Source organism: Streptomyces sp. NPDC002133, from assembly GCF_040296405.1.
Taxonomy (GTDB): Bacteria; Actinomycetota; Actinomycetes; order Streptomycetales; family Streptomycetaceae; genus Streptomyces.
Map to the genome: position 1 here is coordinate 16,113 of NZ_JBEOXF010000032.1, position 14,387 is coordinate 30,499.

Here is a 14,387-nt window from a genome sequence, read left to right on the forward strand (position 1 = left end):
GGCACCGGACATGGGTCCCCATCCTGCGGTCGCGGCGATACGCCTGGCGGTCCGCCGCGTACTCCACGACGTACTCAACGAACTGACCGAGATCCCACGCACCGCAGTCGGCGTCACCACAAGCACCGCGCGCCACGCGGGCGGGCGCTCCGCGGACCGGCGCCACACGGAGGGGCAGGGCCCCGACCGATCACCGCTCGTCCTCGTCGCCTGCTCCGGCGGGGCCGACTCGATGGCGCTCGCCTCCGCCCTCGCCTTCGAGGCCCCCAAGCTGTCCGTGCGCGCCGGCGGAATCACCGTCGACCACGGGCTGCAGGCCGGCTCGAGCCTGCGCGCCGCGGAGGTGGCCGCCCGCCTCACCGACCTGCGCCTCGACCCCGTCGAGGCGATCGCCGTGACCGTCGGCCGCGACGGCGGCCCCGAGGCCGCCGCCCGCGACGCCCGCTACGCCGCCCTGGACGAGGCCGCCGAACGGCTCGGCGCGGACGCCGTCCTGCTCGGCCACACCCGCGACGACCAGGCGGAGACGGTTCTGCTCGGCCTCGCCCGCGGCTCCGGGACCCGCTCGCTCTCCGGCATGGCCGCCGTGTCCCCCTCCGGCCGCTACCGCCGTCCCTTCCTCCACCTGGACCGGCAGACCGCCCGCAAGGCCTGCCTCGTGCAGCATCTGCCCGTCTGGGACGATCCGATGAACGCCGACCCCGCGTACACCCGCTCGCGGCTGCGCCACGAAGGGCTGCCCGCCCTCGAGAAGGCGCTCGGCAAGGGCGTCGTCGAGGCTCTGGCCCGCACCGCCCAGCTCTCCCGCGACGATGCCGACGCCCTGGACGCCTGGGCCGCCGACGCGGACTCGTCCGTACGTGACGAAACCGGCCTTCTCGACTGCGCGAAGCTCTACGGACTGCCCCCGGCCGTCCGTCGCAGGGTGCTCCGCCGGGCCCTGGTCGCAGCCGGTTCACCTGCGGGTTCGCTCTTCGCGCGGCATATCGAGGAGGTCGAGCGGCTGATCACCGGCTGGCGCGGCCAGGGGGCCATCAATCTGCCCGGCCGCGTCGAGGCCCGCCGTCAGGGTGGCAGACTGGTCATTCGGCAAGGCTGAACCGGCAGCGGGCCGAGCGCCGGGACGCCGAGACAGAAAGCGACGCGGGTGAACGAGAAGGACATGGGCGCCGATCTCAAATCGGTCCTCATCACCAAGGAAGAGATCGACGCGAAGCTGGCCGAGCTGGCCGCGAAGATCGACGCAGAGTACGCGGGCAAGGACCTGCTCATCGTCGGAGTCCTCAAGGGCGCCGTGATGGTGATGGCGGACCTGGCGCGTGCGCTGTCCACACCCGTCACGATGGACTGGATGGCCGTGTCGTCGTACGGCGCGGGCACCCAGTCGTCCGGAGTGGTCCGCATCCTCAAGGACCTGGACACCGACATCAAGGGCAAGCACGTCCTGATCGTCGAGGACATCATCGACTCCGGACTCACGCTGTCGTGGCTGCTGTCGAACCTCGGTTCCCGTGAGCCGGCCTCCCTGGAGGTCTGCACGCTGCTGCGGAAGCCGGACGCCGCCAAGGTCGCGATCGACGTCAAGTGGATCGGCTTCGACATCCCGAACGAGTTCGTCGTCGGCTACGGCCTGGACTACGCCGAGAAGTACCGCAATCTGCCGTTCGTGGGCACTCTCGCGCCCCACGTGTACGGAGGCTGAGACGCGGACGCGCCCCGGGGAACCCTGGCTGCCTTCCCGCCGTTGGAGCATGGGAAGGCGGTCCCGGGTGACAATGCTGGGGTACCGTCCGAAGAACAGTCTTTTCAGTTAAGTCTCACAGCAGCAGTCTCATAGCAGCATTTACCTACGGGCAGGAGGGACGGAGCGACACCGCTCCGTATGGATGGACGTGAAGCGATACTTCCGTGGGCCGGTCATGTGGATCGTGCTGGCCGTCCTCGCCGTGGTCGTGCTGATGCAGGTCGTCGGCTCGTCGGGCGGCTACAAGACGGTGGACACCGCCGAGGTTGTCCAGGCGATCTCCAAGAACCAGGTCGAGCAGGCCAAACTGACCACCGGCGACGAGCAGATCATCAAGGTCGAGCTGAAGGACGGCCAGAAGGTCGACGGCAGCGACAAGGTCCAGGCCAGCTACATCGGCAACCAGGGCGTCGAGCTCGCCAACACCCTGCAGAAGAAGTACGAGGCCGGCGAGATCGAGAAGGGCTACACCGTCTCCCCGGAGCGGCAGAGCCCGTTCCTCTCGGTGCTGCTCTCGCTGCTGCCCTTCGTGCTCATCGTGGTCGTCTTCCTGTTCCTGATGAACCAGATGCAGGGCGGCGGCTCCCGGGTCATGAACTTCGGCAAGTCCAAGGCCAAGCTCATCACCAAGGACACCCCGAAGACCACCTTTGCCGACGTGGCCGGATCCGACGAGGCCGTCGAGGAGCTCCACGAGATCAAGGAGTTCCTGCAGGAGCCGGCGAAGTTCCAGGCCGTCGGCGCCAAGATCCCGAAGGGCGTACTGCTGTACGGCCCGCCCGGCACGGGCAAGACGCTGCTCGCACGCGCCGTCGCGGGCGAGGCAGGTGTCCCGTTCTACTCGATCTCCGGCTCCGACTTCGTCGAGATGTTCGTCGGTGTCGGTGCCTCCCGAGTCCGTGACCTCTTCGAGCAGGCCAAGGCGAACGCCCCGGCGATCGTCTTCGTCGACGAGATCGACGCGGTGGGCCGCCACCGCGGCGCCGGTCTCGGCGGAGGCCACGACGAGCGCGAGCAGACCCTGAACCAGCTCCTCGTCGAGATGGACGGCTTCGACGTGAAGGGCGGCGTCATCCTGATCGCCGCCACGAACCGGCCGGACATCCTCGACCCGGCACTGCTGCGCCCCGGCCGCTTCGACCGGCAGATCGCCGTCGACCGCCCGGACATGCAGGGCCGTCTGGAGATCCTCAAGGTCCACCAGAAGGGCAAGCCGGTCGCCCCGGACGTCGACCTCTCGGCCGTCGCCCGCCGCACCCCCGGCTTCACCGGTGCCGATCTGTCGAACGTGCTGAACGAGGCCGCCCTGCTGACGGCTCGCAGCGACCTGAAGCTGATCGACAACCACATGCTGGACGAGGCGATCGACCGCGTCGTGGCGGGCCCGCAGAAGCGGACCCGGATCATGTCCGACAAGGAGAAGAAGATCACCGCGTACCACGAGGGCGGCCACGCCCTGGTCGCGGCGGCCTCCCCGAACTCCGACCCGGTCCACAAGATCACGATCCTGTCCCGCGGCCGGGCCCTCGGCTACACGATGGTGCTCCCGGACGAGGACAAGTACTCGACCACGCGCAACGAGATGCTCGACCAGCTGGCATACATGCTGGGCGGGCGCGCGGCCGAGGAGCTCGTCTTCCACGACCCGACCACGGGCGCGGCGAACGACATCGAGAAGGCCACGGCCACGGCCCGCGCCATGGTCACGCAGTACGGCATGACCGAGCGGCTCGGCGCCATCAAGTTCGGCGGCGACAACACCGAGCCCTTCCTCGGTCGCGAGATGGCGCACCAGCGCGACTACTCGGAAGAGGTCGCGGCGCTGGTCGACGAAGAGGTCAAGAAGCTCATCGAGACCGCGCACAACGAGGCCTGGGAGATCCTCGTCGAGAACCGCGACGTTCTCGACAACCTGGTCCTCGCGCTGCTGGAGAAGGAGACCCTCGGCAAGGAGGAGATCGCCGAGATCTTCGCGCAGATCGTGAAGCGCCCGGCCCGCCCGGCGTGGACCGGCTCCTCACGGCGTACGCCGTCCACCCGCCCGCCCGTGCTCTCCCCGAAGGAGCTGGCACTGACCAACGGCGCGGCGGCGAGCGCGGTGAGCGCTTCGAGCACCACGGTGACCGATGTCACCAAGGCCCCGGCCGAGGCGGTCCAGGAGGAGCGCCCGGACGCCTGACCAGGCGGTTCTCGGGCCCACCGGCCCGAAACCCGGAATTAACGCCGTGCCTCCCAGGTTTTAGCCTGGGAGGCGCGGCGTTTTCGCGCCATGCCAGAGGACAGGAACGAGGCAGACATGACCGACCCGGTGACGCTGGACGGCGAGGGCACGATCGGCGAGTTCGACGAGAAGCGTGCCGAGAGCGCCGTGCGTGAACTCCTCATCGCGGTCGGCGAGGACCCGGACCGTGAGGGGCTGCGCGAGACGCCGGGGCGGGTGGCCCGGGCGTACAAGGAGCTCCTGGTGGGCCTGACGCAGAAGCCCGAGGACGTCCTGACGACGACGTTCGACCTGGGCCACGACGAGATGGTCCTGGTGAAGGACATCGAGATCGTAAGTCTGTGCGAACACCATCTCTTGCCGTTCCACGGTGTCGCGCACGTCGGGTACATCCCGGCCACAACAGGCAAGATCACAGGGCTGTCGAAACTGGCACGCCTCGTCGAGGTCTTCGCGCGCCGCCCACAGGTGCAGGAACGGCTCACGACGCAGATCGCCGACTCGCTCATGCGGATCCTCGAGGCCCGGGGGGCGATCGTCGTGATCGAGGCCGAGCACATGTGCATGTCGGTGCGCGGCATCCGTAAGCCCGGCGCCAAGACCACGACCTCGGCGGTGCGTGGTCAGCTGCGGGAGGCCTCGACGCGCGCCGAGGCGATGAGCCTGATACTGGCGCGATAACCGATTGCCAGTGGTGCCAGGTGCGGTCCCGATCAACGGAGTTGACCGCTGATCAGGGGGGATCGCGATCGGGCAGGGCCCCCGGTCGCCGGTCGACGGGAAGTGCATGGCTCGGACGGCTGTCACCGGGGTGACAGCCGTCAGGTACGTGAAGTGGTCGAGGCGGTCACGCACCGCGCCACATTCATTGCGGCGCCGGGGCAGCTGGTGGGTAAGCCCTACGACCGGGTACACGCCAGGGACACGGCCGGGACCGTTGCCGCGTGGCCCCATGCGTGCAAGCTGCGCCGAGCGCGCCTGGGCGTACCGAGCGACGAGTTCGGCTACTTCATCGGCGCGACGACGGCCACATCGGCGACCGTTTCGTCAGGAGTGGCCTTTGCCGCGCTCACCCTGTGCGGACGGCGCCGACAAGTACGACGTCTTCCTCGTCGTGAACGACGAAGGTTCGCCTCGCGGTACGCGACCTGCCTGACAGCTGCGACCGGGCCGCCCTGCCCGGCTGGAGCCGGTCACAGGACCGTCCGGCCGTCTTCGGCGTGATGTCCCGGGGTTCAGTGCGGAGTGGTCTTGTCGCATCCCGCTGACGCCATGGGGCAGTACACGGGGCGGCGACGCGCATCGGCTCCTGGAGGTCCGAAAGCCTGCCGTCCCGGACGTTCGCTCTCCACGGCTACCGGCTGGACTCGTACCCGACGTTCCTCGTGAACGGGTGCCTGGTCCGTGAGCAGTGGTGAGCCCGGATCGGGCCGGTCACGCCGCCGGGACCTGGCCCTTGCCGTTGTCCTCGTCCTCCGGGAGCTTGCAGACCCGCTCCAGGAAGAACGCCGCGGCGATCACTGCGAAGCCCGCCAGGACGGAGAACGCCGAGTAGATCGCCTGGTCACGGCGGGCCGGGATGTCGAGGGAGCCGAGCAGAAAGACGCCCACGCCGCCGTACATGCCGCTCACGAGGGCCGCGACCAGGGCGCTCGCCTGGCCGAAGACGACGGCACGTGCCGCCATCAGCGGTTCGACGCCCTTCGCGCCGGGCCGGCGCTCTCGCTGGGCGCGCAGGCGGGACCGGAGCGACAGCGCGGTCGCCGTCAGCACCGCGGCGATCGCCGCGAGGACGATCGGCGCGGCGATCGGCACGCTCGGCAGCGTGCCGAACGAGTCCCACAGCCGCGCGGCGCCCCACGACAGCACCCCGGCCACCACGAAGAGCCCGGCCAGTACCCCGAGCCGTAGTTGCTTCACCGCGTGTCCTTCGTGTTGGCGACCCTGAAGAGCGTAACGACTAATCGGGCAGACGGAGTTCCAGGTCCGCGCGCGTCACGATGCCCTCCCGGCCCACGGTCGCCAGCAGCTCCGCGACGGGCCCGCGACCCGGCAGCTTGGCCTCCGGTTCGACGTCGTACCAGGGAGCCAGCACGAACGCGCGCTCGTGCGCCCGCGGGTGCGGCAGGGTGAGGACGGGATCGTCGGAGACCACGTCCGCATACGCCACGATGTCCACGTCGATCGTCCGCGGACCCCAGCGCTCCTCGCGCACCCGGTCGTACGCCTCCTCGATCGCCTGGCCGCGCTCCAGCAGGGAGCTGGGCGGCAGCGTGGTCTTCACCACGACCACCGCGTTGAAGTACGAGGGCTGGGAGCCCGGCTCGACGCCCCAGGGCTCCGTCTCGTAGACGGGTGAGACGGCCTTCACCCGTACGCCGGGTGTGTCCTCCAGAGCGTCGATGGCGCCCTGGAGCGTGTCCAGCCGGTTGCCGAGGTTCGCGCCGAGGGCGATGACGGCCCGCTTGGGGTTCGACAGGGTGGTGTCCGCGGCGTCGACCTGCTCGACCACGGCGGCGGGCACGGGCTGCACGGTGGGGTCGCTCATGCTCGGCTCCGGTTGATCGTGACGGTCACATCGTCGAACGGGACGGTGATCGGGGCGTCCGGCTTGTGCACGACGACCTCTACCTCCTGGACTCCCTGGTGCTTGAGACACTGCTGGGCGATCCGCTCCGCGAGCGTCTCGATCAGATCCACGGGCTCGCCCTGGACGACGTCCACGACCTCCTCCGCCACCACCCCGTAGTGCACGGTCTTCGCCAGGTCGTCGTCGGCCGCCGCGGGGCGGGTGTCGATGCCGAGGACCAGGTCCACGATGAAGGTCTGGCCCTCCTCGCGTTCCCGGGGGAAGACGCCATGGTGCCCGCGGGCCTTGAGGCCGCGCAGCGCGACACGATCCACGCGAATCACTCCTGCTGTCGTAGGTCTTGCGCGCACGCTCCCGCGTGCGGGCGGCAGCGGTGCACGGAATCGAATCTACCTGCGGACACCGACAGCGCCCGCCCATGGGGGCTATGGACAGATCTGCCGGCGACTGATAGCGCCGCGCCTACCCCGTCCGCCGGAAAACAACCTTCCACCAGGGCACTTACCCGCTCAGGGGCCGGGCTCGTCGTCCTCTTCCTCGTCGGATTCGGCCAGAACAGGTGAACCGTGATGTGACCAGATCCTCCACCCGTCCGGTGTGCGCCGGAACACATTCGTGGCCACCACGAGCTGCCCGACGAGCGGCCCGAGCTCGCCGGCCTCCTCCGCGGGACCGCCGCTCAGGATGTTCTCGGTGCAGGTGACGACGGCCGTGTCGCCGGCCACGCTCACCCGCACGTCGGTGAGGAAGAACTGGATGTACTCGGTGTTCGCCATGATCAGCGCGTACGAGCGCAGTACCTCGCCGCGCCCGGAGAGCACCGGCCAGCCCGGGTGGACGCACGAGATGTCGTCGCCGCCGGCGCCGTTCAGCCAGAGTGTGGAGATCTCCTCGAAGTCGCCGCGCTCCATCGCCTCGTAGAAGGCGGTGTTGGCCGCCTCGACCCCTTCGACGTCCGTGCGGGAAGTCACCGGGCTCCCTCGGCGGACGCGGCTCCCCCGACGGCTCTGGCTCCCTCGACGGCCCTGGCGACGCGTACGGCGTCCGCCGTGGCCCTTACCTCATGGACCCGGACCGCCCAGGCGCCCTCGTGCGCGGCGATCGCGGAGACCGCGGCGGTGGCCGCGTCGCGTTCGCGGGCCGGGGGCGGGGTGGCGGCGCCCTCGGCCAGCACACGGCCGAGGAACCGCTTGCGGGAGGCCGCGACCAGCAGCGGGCGGCCCAGGGCGCGCAGGTCGGCGAGGTGGGCCACCAGGGCGAGGTCGTGCTCGGCGTGCTTGGCGAAGCCGAGGCCCGGGTCGATCACGATCCGTTCGGCGGCGATACCGCCGGTGACGACCGCGTCCATGCGCTCGCGCAGCTCGGCGACGACCTCGGCGACGACGTCCCCGTACACCGCACGGCTGTTCATGTCCTCGCTGAAGCCGCGCCAGTGCATGACGACGAACGGCACCTCGGCGGCGGCGACGGCCGGGATCATCTGCGGGTCGGCGAGGCCGCCGGAGACGTCGTTGACCAGCACCGCGCCGGCCGCGACCGCCTGGGCGGCGACCGAGGCACGCATGGTGTCGACGGAGACCGTGACGCCTTCGCCCGCCAGGCCCCGTACGACGGGGAGCACGCGGCGCAGTTCCTCGTCCTCGTCGACCCGGGTGGCGCCGGGCCGGGTGGACTCGCCGCCGACGTCGATGAGGTCGGCGCCCTCGGCGACGAGTTCGAGGCCGTGCTTGACCGCGGCCGTGGTGTCGAACCAGCGCCCTCCGTCGGAGAAGGAGTCAGGTGTCACGTTGACGACTCCCATGACCGCACAGCGGTCCCACTCCGGCAGGCCCGTGGCCGTGCCCCGTCCGCGCAAGGTACTCATGCGTCCAGCCTAGGCCCGTGCACCGCTCTCCCATGCCGCTGGCGCTCTCCTACGCGGCGCGGACCTCGCGCTCTGCCGTGGTGGCCGGGCGGATGTGGGCGCAGGGGCGTGCGGTGCGGGTCCGCCGGCGGCGGAAGGGGCGGGGCAGGGCGATGGTCACAAAGCCCTCCGCCTGCATCGCGGCGAAGCCGATCCGCGGCAGGTCGCGCGTGTTGCGGAACACCACGAAGCGGGGTTCCCAGCGGGGCCGGAACTTGGCGTTGAACTTGTACAGCGACTCGATCTGGAACCAGCGGGACAGAAAGACCAGCAGCCCGCGCCAGGTGCGCAGCACCGGTCCGGCGCCCAGCTTCTCGCCGCGTGCGAGCGCGGAGCGGAACATCGCGAAGTTCAGCGAGACCCGCTCGATGCCGAGCTTCGGGGACGCCTGCAGGGCGGCGACGATCAGGAGCTCGTTCATGCCGGGGTCGGCGGAGCGGTCGCGCCGCATGAGGTCCAGGGACATGCCGTCGGTGCCCCACGGGACGAAGTGGAGGACAGCCCTCAGGTCGCCGTACGGGGATGCCGCACCGGCGTCGTCCGCCCACCCGTCTCCCGCCGCCGCCCTGCCTGAGGCTCTCCCAGGGCCGGCGGCCTCGGGGGACCCCCATCGCGCGGCCCCTTCTGTCCTGTGGGCGGTGGCGATGACGCTGTCGCCGTCCGAGGGGTCGCCGATCCTGCCGAGGGCCATGGAGAAGCCGCGCTCGGTGTCCGTACCGCGCCAGTCCCCGGCGGCGCGTCGTATCCGCTCCAGTTCGCCGTCGGACAGGTCACGGACGCGGCGGACGCGGGTCTCGTAACCGTTCCGCTCGATGCGCTTCACCATCTGGCGCACGTTCCGCATCGCGCGCCCGCTGAGCGAGAAATCCGCGACGTCCACCACCGCCTCGTCGCCGAGTTCGAGGGCGTCCAGGCCCGTCTCACGGGTCCACACCTCGCCGCCGGTCTCGGAGCAGCCCATCACGGCGGGGGTCCAGGAGTGGGCCTTGGCCTCGTCCATGAAGCGCTCGATGGCGCCTGGCCAGGCCTCGACGTCGCCGATCGGGTCGCCGCTGGCGAGCATCACTCCGGAGACGACGCGATAGCAGACGGCGGCCTTGCCGCTCGGGGAGAAGACGACGCCCTTGTCGCGGCGGAGCGCGAAGTGGCCGAGGGAGTCGCGGCCGCCGTGCTTGGCGAGGAGTTCGCGCAGCCGGGCCTCGTCGTCCTCGGTGAGCCGGGCGGCGGGCTGCTCGGGGCGGAACGCGAGGTAGATGGTGGTGACGGCGGTGAGCAGGCCGAGCGCGCCCAACGAGTAGCCGACGGTCCAGTCGACGCCGCTCCGGTAGTCGACGGGGCCCTCGAGGCCGAAGAGGCCGAGCAGGACGTGTTCGAGGCGGTCGGTGAGACTGGGGCTGCCGACGACCTTGTACGGGTGGGCGCTGACGATCACCAGGCCGAGGCCGAGGGAACCGGCGCCCATCAGGACGAAGTTGGCGAGTGCCCACCAGCGGCTGCTCGGGTCGGGCAGCGCCGCGAACTGGCCGCGGTGGCGCAGCAGCAGCGCGAGCAGGGCCAGCGACAGCAGCACGCCGATGACGGAGTGGCGGTACAGGAACTGGGCGACCGCGCCCGCCGGCAGCAGGACGACGGCGGCCCGCCAGGCGCGCCGCTTGTTCCGCTTGAGGCCGTGGGCGAGGAGCAGCAGCAGGACGCCGGCGCTGAGCGAGAGCGCGGCGGCGAACGGGCCGAGGGCGCCGGGGAGCACCTCGGCGAAGGCGTGCATCCGGCTGTGCCGGAAGCGCGGGAACACGCCTGCGGCGATGTCGATCAGGCCGATGAAGGTGCAGGCCGTGCCGACCAGCGCGGGTACGGATTCGGCGCGGGGGCCCCTGAGGATCCGGCGTACCCGAACCGGAACCAGCCCCGACTTATCCCCATCTACCGTGACAGACATCGCTTCCCGTGGCTCCGAGAGAGATCGTGGAGTCCGTTGCCGCAGAACAGGCGGCTCGGACAATTTGCGCCCTCTAGGACGGCACTTCCGGGGAGCGGGTTCATCGCCTCTCAGGAAAATCTCACGTTCACGCCGTTCGTTCCCGTCTCACGGAAGAAGCTCGATCGCCCCATGGGTCTCACCAGCAACACCGTTCTGGCGCTGGCCGTGCTGGCCGCCGTGGCTCTCTTCGCCACGACGATCTGGCTGTGGCCACGGCTGTCCCGCCGCAGTTGGCGCGCCGTGCTCGGCAGGGTGGGGCTGCTGCTCGCGACGCAGCTGGCGCTCTTCGCCTCGGCCGGTCTCGCGGCCAACAAGTCCTTTCTGTTCTACGGCTCCTGGGCCGATCTGCTCGGCAGGGAGCAGGAGATGGGCGTGGTCGTCGACCACTCGCTGAGCAGCGAGCACATCAAGGTGACCGGCAAGCAGCAGCTGGACGTGCCGGGCGGTTGGCGGCCCGCGGTGGGCGGGCAGATCCAGAAGGTCGTGATCGAGGGCGAGAAGTCGGGCATCGACAGCCCGGCGTACGTCTATCTGCCGCCCGAGTACTTCCAGCCGGCGTACGCGAAGAAGACCTTTCCCGCGGCGGTCGTCCTGACGGGTTACCCGGGCACCGCGGAGAATCTGCTCAAGGGCCTCAAGTACCCGAGAACGGCGTACCAGCAGGCCAAGGGCAAGAAGATGCAGCCGATGATCCTGGTGATGCTGCGGCCCACGGTCGCACCGCCGCGCGACACCGAGTGCGTCGACATTCCGGGCGGACCGCAGACCGAGACGTTCTTCGCGAAGGACCTGCCGGCCGCCGTGTCGGAGACGTACCGGGTCGGCACCGAGCCCCGCAACTGGGGCTTCATGGGGAACTCGACCGGGGGCTACTGCGCGCTGAAGATCGCGCTGCACCACCCGGAGCGGTTCGCGGCGGGCGCGGGTCTGTCGGCGTACTACAAGGCCGCGGAGGACATGACGACGGGTGATCTCTTCCACGGGAACAGGAAGGAGCGGGACCGGGCGAATCTGCTGTGGAGCCTGGACCACCTGCCGCAGGGGAAGTCGTCCTTCCTCGTCACCACGTCCCGGCAGGGCGAGGGGAACCTGAAGGGGACGCTCGACTTCGTCAAGAAGGTGAGGGCGCCCGCCCGGGTCTCGTCCATCACGCTGGACAGCGGCGGGCACAACTTCACCACCTGGAAACGGGAGATCCCTCCGGCGCTGGTGTGGATGAGCGGCCGCCTCAGCGCGGTGTGACCTTCTCCACGGCGCCCACCGTCTGCAGTTCCACTTCGGTACGGGGGATGTCCTGCGCGTCCGCGTCGATGGAGCGGCGCAGCGCCTCGTGGAGCCGGGCCGGGGTCAGCACGCCGAGGAAACGTCCCGTCTCCTCCCGGTCGATGACCGCGATCCACCCCGCGTCGTGCTGCAGCATCGTGGCGAACGCGTGCTTGAGCGAGGCGCCGACGGGCAGCCAGGCCTCCATCCGGCGGGCGTGGTCCCGGACGGCTCCCTTGCCGACCGCGGCCTGATCGGCAGAGATCCAGCCGTGCAGCTTGTCCTCGCCGTCGAGGACGACGGCCCAGCGTGCCCCGAGCTCGCGGGGCAGCGGGTCGTGGAGATGGACGACCGGGGGCTGTTCGAGGTCGCCCTCCTCGATGGGGGTGACGGACAGCCGCTTCAGCCCGCGGTCCGCGCCGACGAAGTCCGCGACGTACGGCGTGGCGGGCGCGCCCAGCACGGTCGCCGGGGCGTCGAACTGCTCGATCCTGCCCTGTCCGTAGACGGCGATGCGGTCGCCGAGCCGCACGGCCTCCTCGATGTCGTGCGTGACGAAGAGGACCGTCTTGCGGACCGCCGCCTGGAGTCTGAGGAACTCGCTCTGGAGGTGGTCGCGGACGACCGGGTCGACCGCGCCGAAGGGCTCGTCCATCAGCAGGACCGGCGGGTCGGCCGCCAGCGCCCTGGCCACGCCGACGCGCTGGCGCTGGCCGCCGGAGAGCTGCTCGGGATAGCGGTCGCCGTACGTCCGGGGGTCCAGGCCGACGAGATCGAGGAGCTCGGCGGCGCGCTCCCGGGCCTTGGCGCGTTTCCAGCCCAGCAGATGGGGCACGGTGGCGGTGTTCTCCAGCACGGTCTTGTGGGGGAACAGCCCGACCTGCTGGATGACGTAGCCGATGTGGCGGCGCAGCTCGACGGGGTCCGCGGTGGATATGTCCTGACCATCGAGGAATATCCGGCCGCTGGTGGGCTCGATGAGCCGGTTGACCATTTTCATCGTGGTCGTCTTGCCGCAGCCGGAGGGTCCGACGAGCGTCACCAGTTCGCCTTCGGCGACCTCGAAGGTGAGGTCGTCGACGGCCGTGGTGCCGTCCGGGTAGCGCTTGGTGACGTGCTCGAATCGGATCATGCGTCCCATTGTGGCGGGTGGGGACCGGTCATGTGTGAAGGGCGTGTTGCCGGAACGCGAAGCTCCTCGGCGATTGTCAGTGGCGGGGGTTAGGGTCGGTTTCGGTCGGACATTCGATGGTTCGACGGCGGGCGGTGGGCGACGGGCGACGGGGGGTGGGGCACATGAGCGGGCAGAACTGCCTGGTCACGAACGACTGGATCTGCGGTGAATACCTCCGCTCCCGCAGCCAGGAGTTGATCGACGCCACAGTCCAGCATGTCTGGATCACGGTGGTGTCGGTGCTGATCGGGCTGGCCGTAGCCTTTCCGCTGGCGCTGCTCGCCCGGCGCAGTCCGCGCCTGACGGGTCCGGTCCTCGGTCTCACGACCGTGCTCTACACGGTTCCGTCGCTGGCGATGTTCTCGCTGCTGCTGCCGTTCTTCGGGCTTTCCGCCGCCCTGGTGATCACGGGCCTGGTGCTGTATTCGCTGACGATCCTCGTGCGGAACATCCTGGCCGGCCTGGAGGCCGTGCCGCAGGAGGCGCGTGAGGCGGCGCGGGGGATGGGGTACGGGCCGGGCAGGCTGCTGTGGGAGGTCGAGCTTCCGCTGGCCCTCCCGGCGCTGATGGCGGGCCTGCGGATCGCCACGGTGTCGACGGTCGCGCTCACCACCGTCGGCTCGATCGTCGGTCGCGGCGGTCTCGGCAATCTCATCGAGGACGCGCTGCCCAGCTTCTTCAAGGCCCAGGTGCTGACCGCGTCGGTGCTCTGTGTGCTGCTGGCCGTCGTCGCCGATCTGCTGCTGCTCGGCGTCCAGCGGCTGCTGACGCCCTGGACCCGAATAGGCACCGGCCGGACGCGGGAGGCCCACTGATGGGGATACTGGCCGACGCCTGGTCGTGGCTGGCCACGGCGTCCAACTGGGCTGGGGAGAGCGGCGCCTGGCACCGCCTCGGGGAGCATCTGTACGTCAGCGGGGTCGCCCTCGCACTGGCCTGCGCGGTCGCCCTGCCGGTCGCCCTGTATCTGGGCCACGTCGGACGCGGCGGTGCCCTCGCCGTCAATGTCTCCAACGCGGGGCGGGCCATCCCGGTCTTCGCGGTGCTCGCCCTGTTCATGGTGTCGCCGCTGCGCACTGCCGGATATGTCCCGACCGTCATCGCGCTGGTGCTGTTCGCGATACCGCCACTGCTCACCAACGCCTATGTGGGCATGCGGGAAGTGGACCGTTCGGTCGTGGAAGCCGCTCGCGGCATGGGGATGTCGGGCCGGCAGCTCTTCGCCCGGGTCGAGCTGCCCCTCGCGTACCCGATGCTGATGACCGGGCTGCGGTCCGCCGCCGTCCAGGTCGTCGCGACGGCGACGATCGCGGCGATGGTCGGTCAGGGCGGCCTCGGCCGCATCATCACGGCCGGCTTCAACACGTACAACACGCCTCAAGTGGTTGCGGGCGCTCTGCTCGTGGCCGTGCTCGCCCTCCTGGTGGAGGCCGTGCTGGTGCTGGTGGACCGCGTCTGCAGTCCCCTGCGCCCCCTGCGGAAATCCGTGTGACGACTCACTCCCTTGGATGGTG

14 protein-coding genes are annotated in these 14,387 nt (G+C 70.2%); 7 read left to right on the forward strand and 7 right to left on the reverse strand.

Translation table 11 applies throughout. The features are described from left to right. The first annotated feature begins 10 nt into the window (after positions 1 to 10). The 4 genes from tilS (at position 11) to folE (ending at position 4,646) form a co-directional block, all read left to right on the forward strand. On the forward strand, positions 11 to 1,099 hold the full coding sequence (tilS, locus tag ABT078_RS26070; RefSeq protein WP_351231710.1) for a tRNA lysidine(34) synthetase TilS: 1,089 nt from the start codon (positions 11 to 13) through the stop codon (positions 1,097 to 1,099). Positions 1,100 to 1,162: 63 nt separating this feature from the next. Then, positions 1,163 to 1,702: a hypoxanthine phosphoribosyltransferase gene (hpt, locus tag ABT078_RS26075; protein WP_093660903.1), complete on the forward strand. Its 540-nt coding sequence runs from the start codon at positions 1,163 to 1,165 to the stop codon at positions 1,700 to 1,702. Positions 1,703 to 1,886: 184 nt separating this feature from the next. Continuing rightward, entirely contained in the window at positions 1,887 to 3,923 is a 2,037-nt protein-coding gene (gene ftsH, locus ABT078_RS26080; RefSeq protein WP_351231712.1) for an ATP-dependent zinc metalloprotease FtsH, read from the forward strand. A 117-nt stretch (positions 3,924 to 4,040) separates the two neighbouring features. Further along, positions 4,041 to 4,646 (forward strand): GTP cyclohydrolase I FolE, encoded by a 606-nt coding sequence (gene folE / locus ABT078_RS26085; RefSeq protein ID WP_351231714.1) that lies wholly within the window; start codon positions 4,041 to 4,043, stop codon positions 4,644 to 4,646. A gap of 753 nt (positions 4,647 to 5,399) precedes the next feature. Here folE and ABT078_RS26090 read toward each other — a convergent pair. The 6 genes from ABT078_RS26090 to ABT078_RS26115 all read right to left on the reverse strand — a co-directional run bounded on the left by ABT078_RS26090 (position 5,400) and on the right by ABT078_RS26115 (position 10,394). After that, positions 5,400 to 5,885: a DUF3180 domain-containing protein gene (locus ABT078_RS26090; RefSeq protein ID WP_351231716.1), complete on the reverse strand. Its 486-nt coding sequence runs from the start codon at positions 5,883 to 5,885 to the stop codon at positions 5,400 to 5,402. Positions 5,886 to 5,925: 40 nt separating this feature from the next. Further along, the gene (gene folK, locus ABT078_RS26095) at positions 5,926 to 6,513 is read right to left on the reverse strand and encodes a 2-amino-4-hydroxy-6-hydroxymethyldihydropteridine diphosphokinase (RefSeq protein ID WP_351231718.1); all 588 of its coding nucleotides are present in this window, start codon (positions 6,511 to 6,513) and stop codon (positions 5,926 to 5,928) included. Next, entirely contained in the window at positions 6,510 to 6,869 is a 360-nt protein-coding gene (folB, locus tag ABT078_RS26100) for a dihydroneopterin aldolase (RefSeq protein WP_351231720.1), read from the reverse strand. The genes folK and folB overlap by 4 nt, the downstream gene beginning before the upstream one ends. A gap of 195 nt (positions 6,870 to 7,064) precedes the next feature. Beyond that, positions 7,065 to 7,526, reverse strand: a complete 462-nt coding sequence (locus ABT078_RS26105) for a nuclear transport factor 2 family protein (protein ID WP_351231722.1) — start codon at positions 7,524 to 7,526, stop codon at positions 7,065 to 7,067. Beyond that, positions 7,523 to 8,419 carry a dihydropteroate synthase gene (folP, locus tag ABT078_RS26110; protein ID WP_351231724.1) on the reverse strand — a complete coding sequence of 299 codons (897 nt, stop codon included), beginning with the start codon at positions 8,417 to 8,419 and terminating at the stop codon, positions 7,523 to 7,525. Before folP ends, ABT078_RS26105 begins: the two co-directional genes overlap by 4 nt. A 49-nt stretch (positions 8,420 to 8,468) precedes the next feature. Beyond that, complete coding sequence (locus ABT078_RS26115; RefSeq protein WP_351231726.1) at positions 8,469 to 10,394, reverse strand: phosphatidylglycerol lysyltransferase domain-containing protein; 1,926 nt, start codon at positions 10,392 to 10,394, stop codon at positions 8,469 to 8,471. A 171-nt stretch (positions 10,395 to 10,565) separates the two neighbouring features. Here ABT078_RS26115 and ABT078_RS26120 point away from each other — a divergent pair, with 171 nt between their 5' ends. Further along, complete coding sequence (locus tag ABT078_RS26120; RefSeq protein ID WP_351231728.1) at positions 10,566 to 11,678, forward strand: alpha/beta hydrolase; 1,113 nt, start codon at positions 10,566 to 10,568, stop codon at positions 11,676 to 11,678. On the opposite strand, the gene ABT078_RS26125 is transcribed toward ABT078_RS26120, so the two are convergent. Then, positions 11,665 to 12,831 carry an ABC transporter ATP-binding protein gene (locus tag ABT078_RS26125; protein WP_351231731.1) on the reverse strand — a complete coding sequence of 389 codons (1,167 nt, stop codon included), beginning with the start codon at positions 12,829 to 12,831 and terminating at the stop codon, positions 11,665 to 11,667. The genes ABT078_RS26120 and ABT078_RS26125 overlap by 14 nt on opposite strands. A gap of 164 nt (positions 12,832 to 12,995) precedes the next feature. Here ABT078_RS26125 and ABT078_RS26130 point away from each other — a divergent pair, with 164 nt between their 5' ends. Together ABT078_RS26130 and ABT078_RS26135 are read left to right on the forward strand one after the other, a co-directional pair. Continuing rightward, positions 12,996 to 13,688 carry an ABC transporter permease gene (locus tag ABT078_RS26130; protein WP_351231733.1) on the forward strand — a complete coding sequence of 231 codons (693 nt, stop codon included), beginning with the start codon at positions 12,996 to 12,998 and terminating at the stop codon, positions 13,686 to 13,688. After that, positions 13,688 to 14,365, forward strand: a complete 678-nt coding sequence (locus ABT078_RS26135) for an ABC transporter permease (protein WP_351231735.1) — start codon at positions 13,688 to 13,690, stop codon at positions 14,363 to 14,365. The genes ABT078_RS26130 and ABT078_RS26135 overlap by 1 nt, the downstream gene beginning before the upstream one ends. The last annotated feature ends 22 nt before the right edge of the window (positions 14,366 to 14,387 follow it).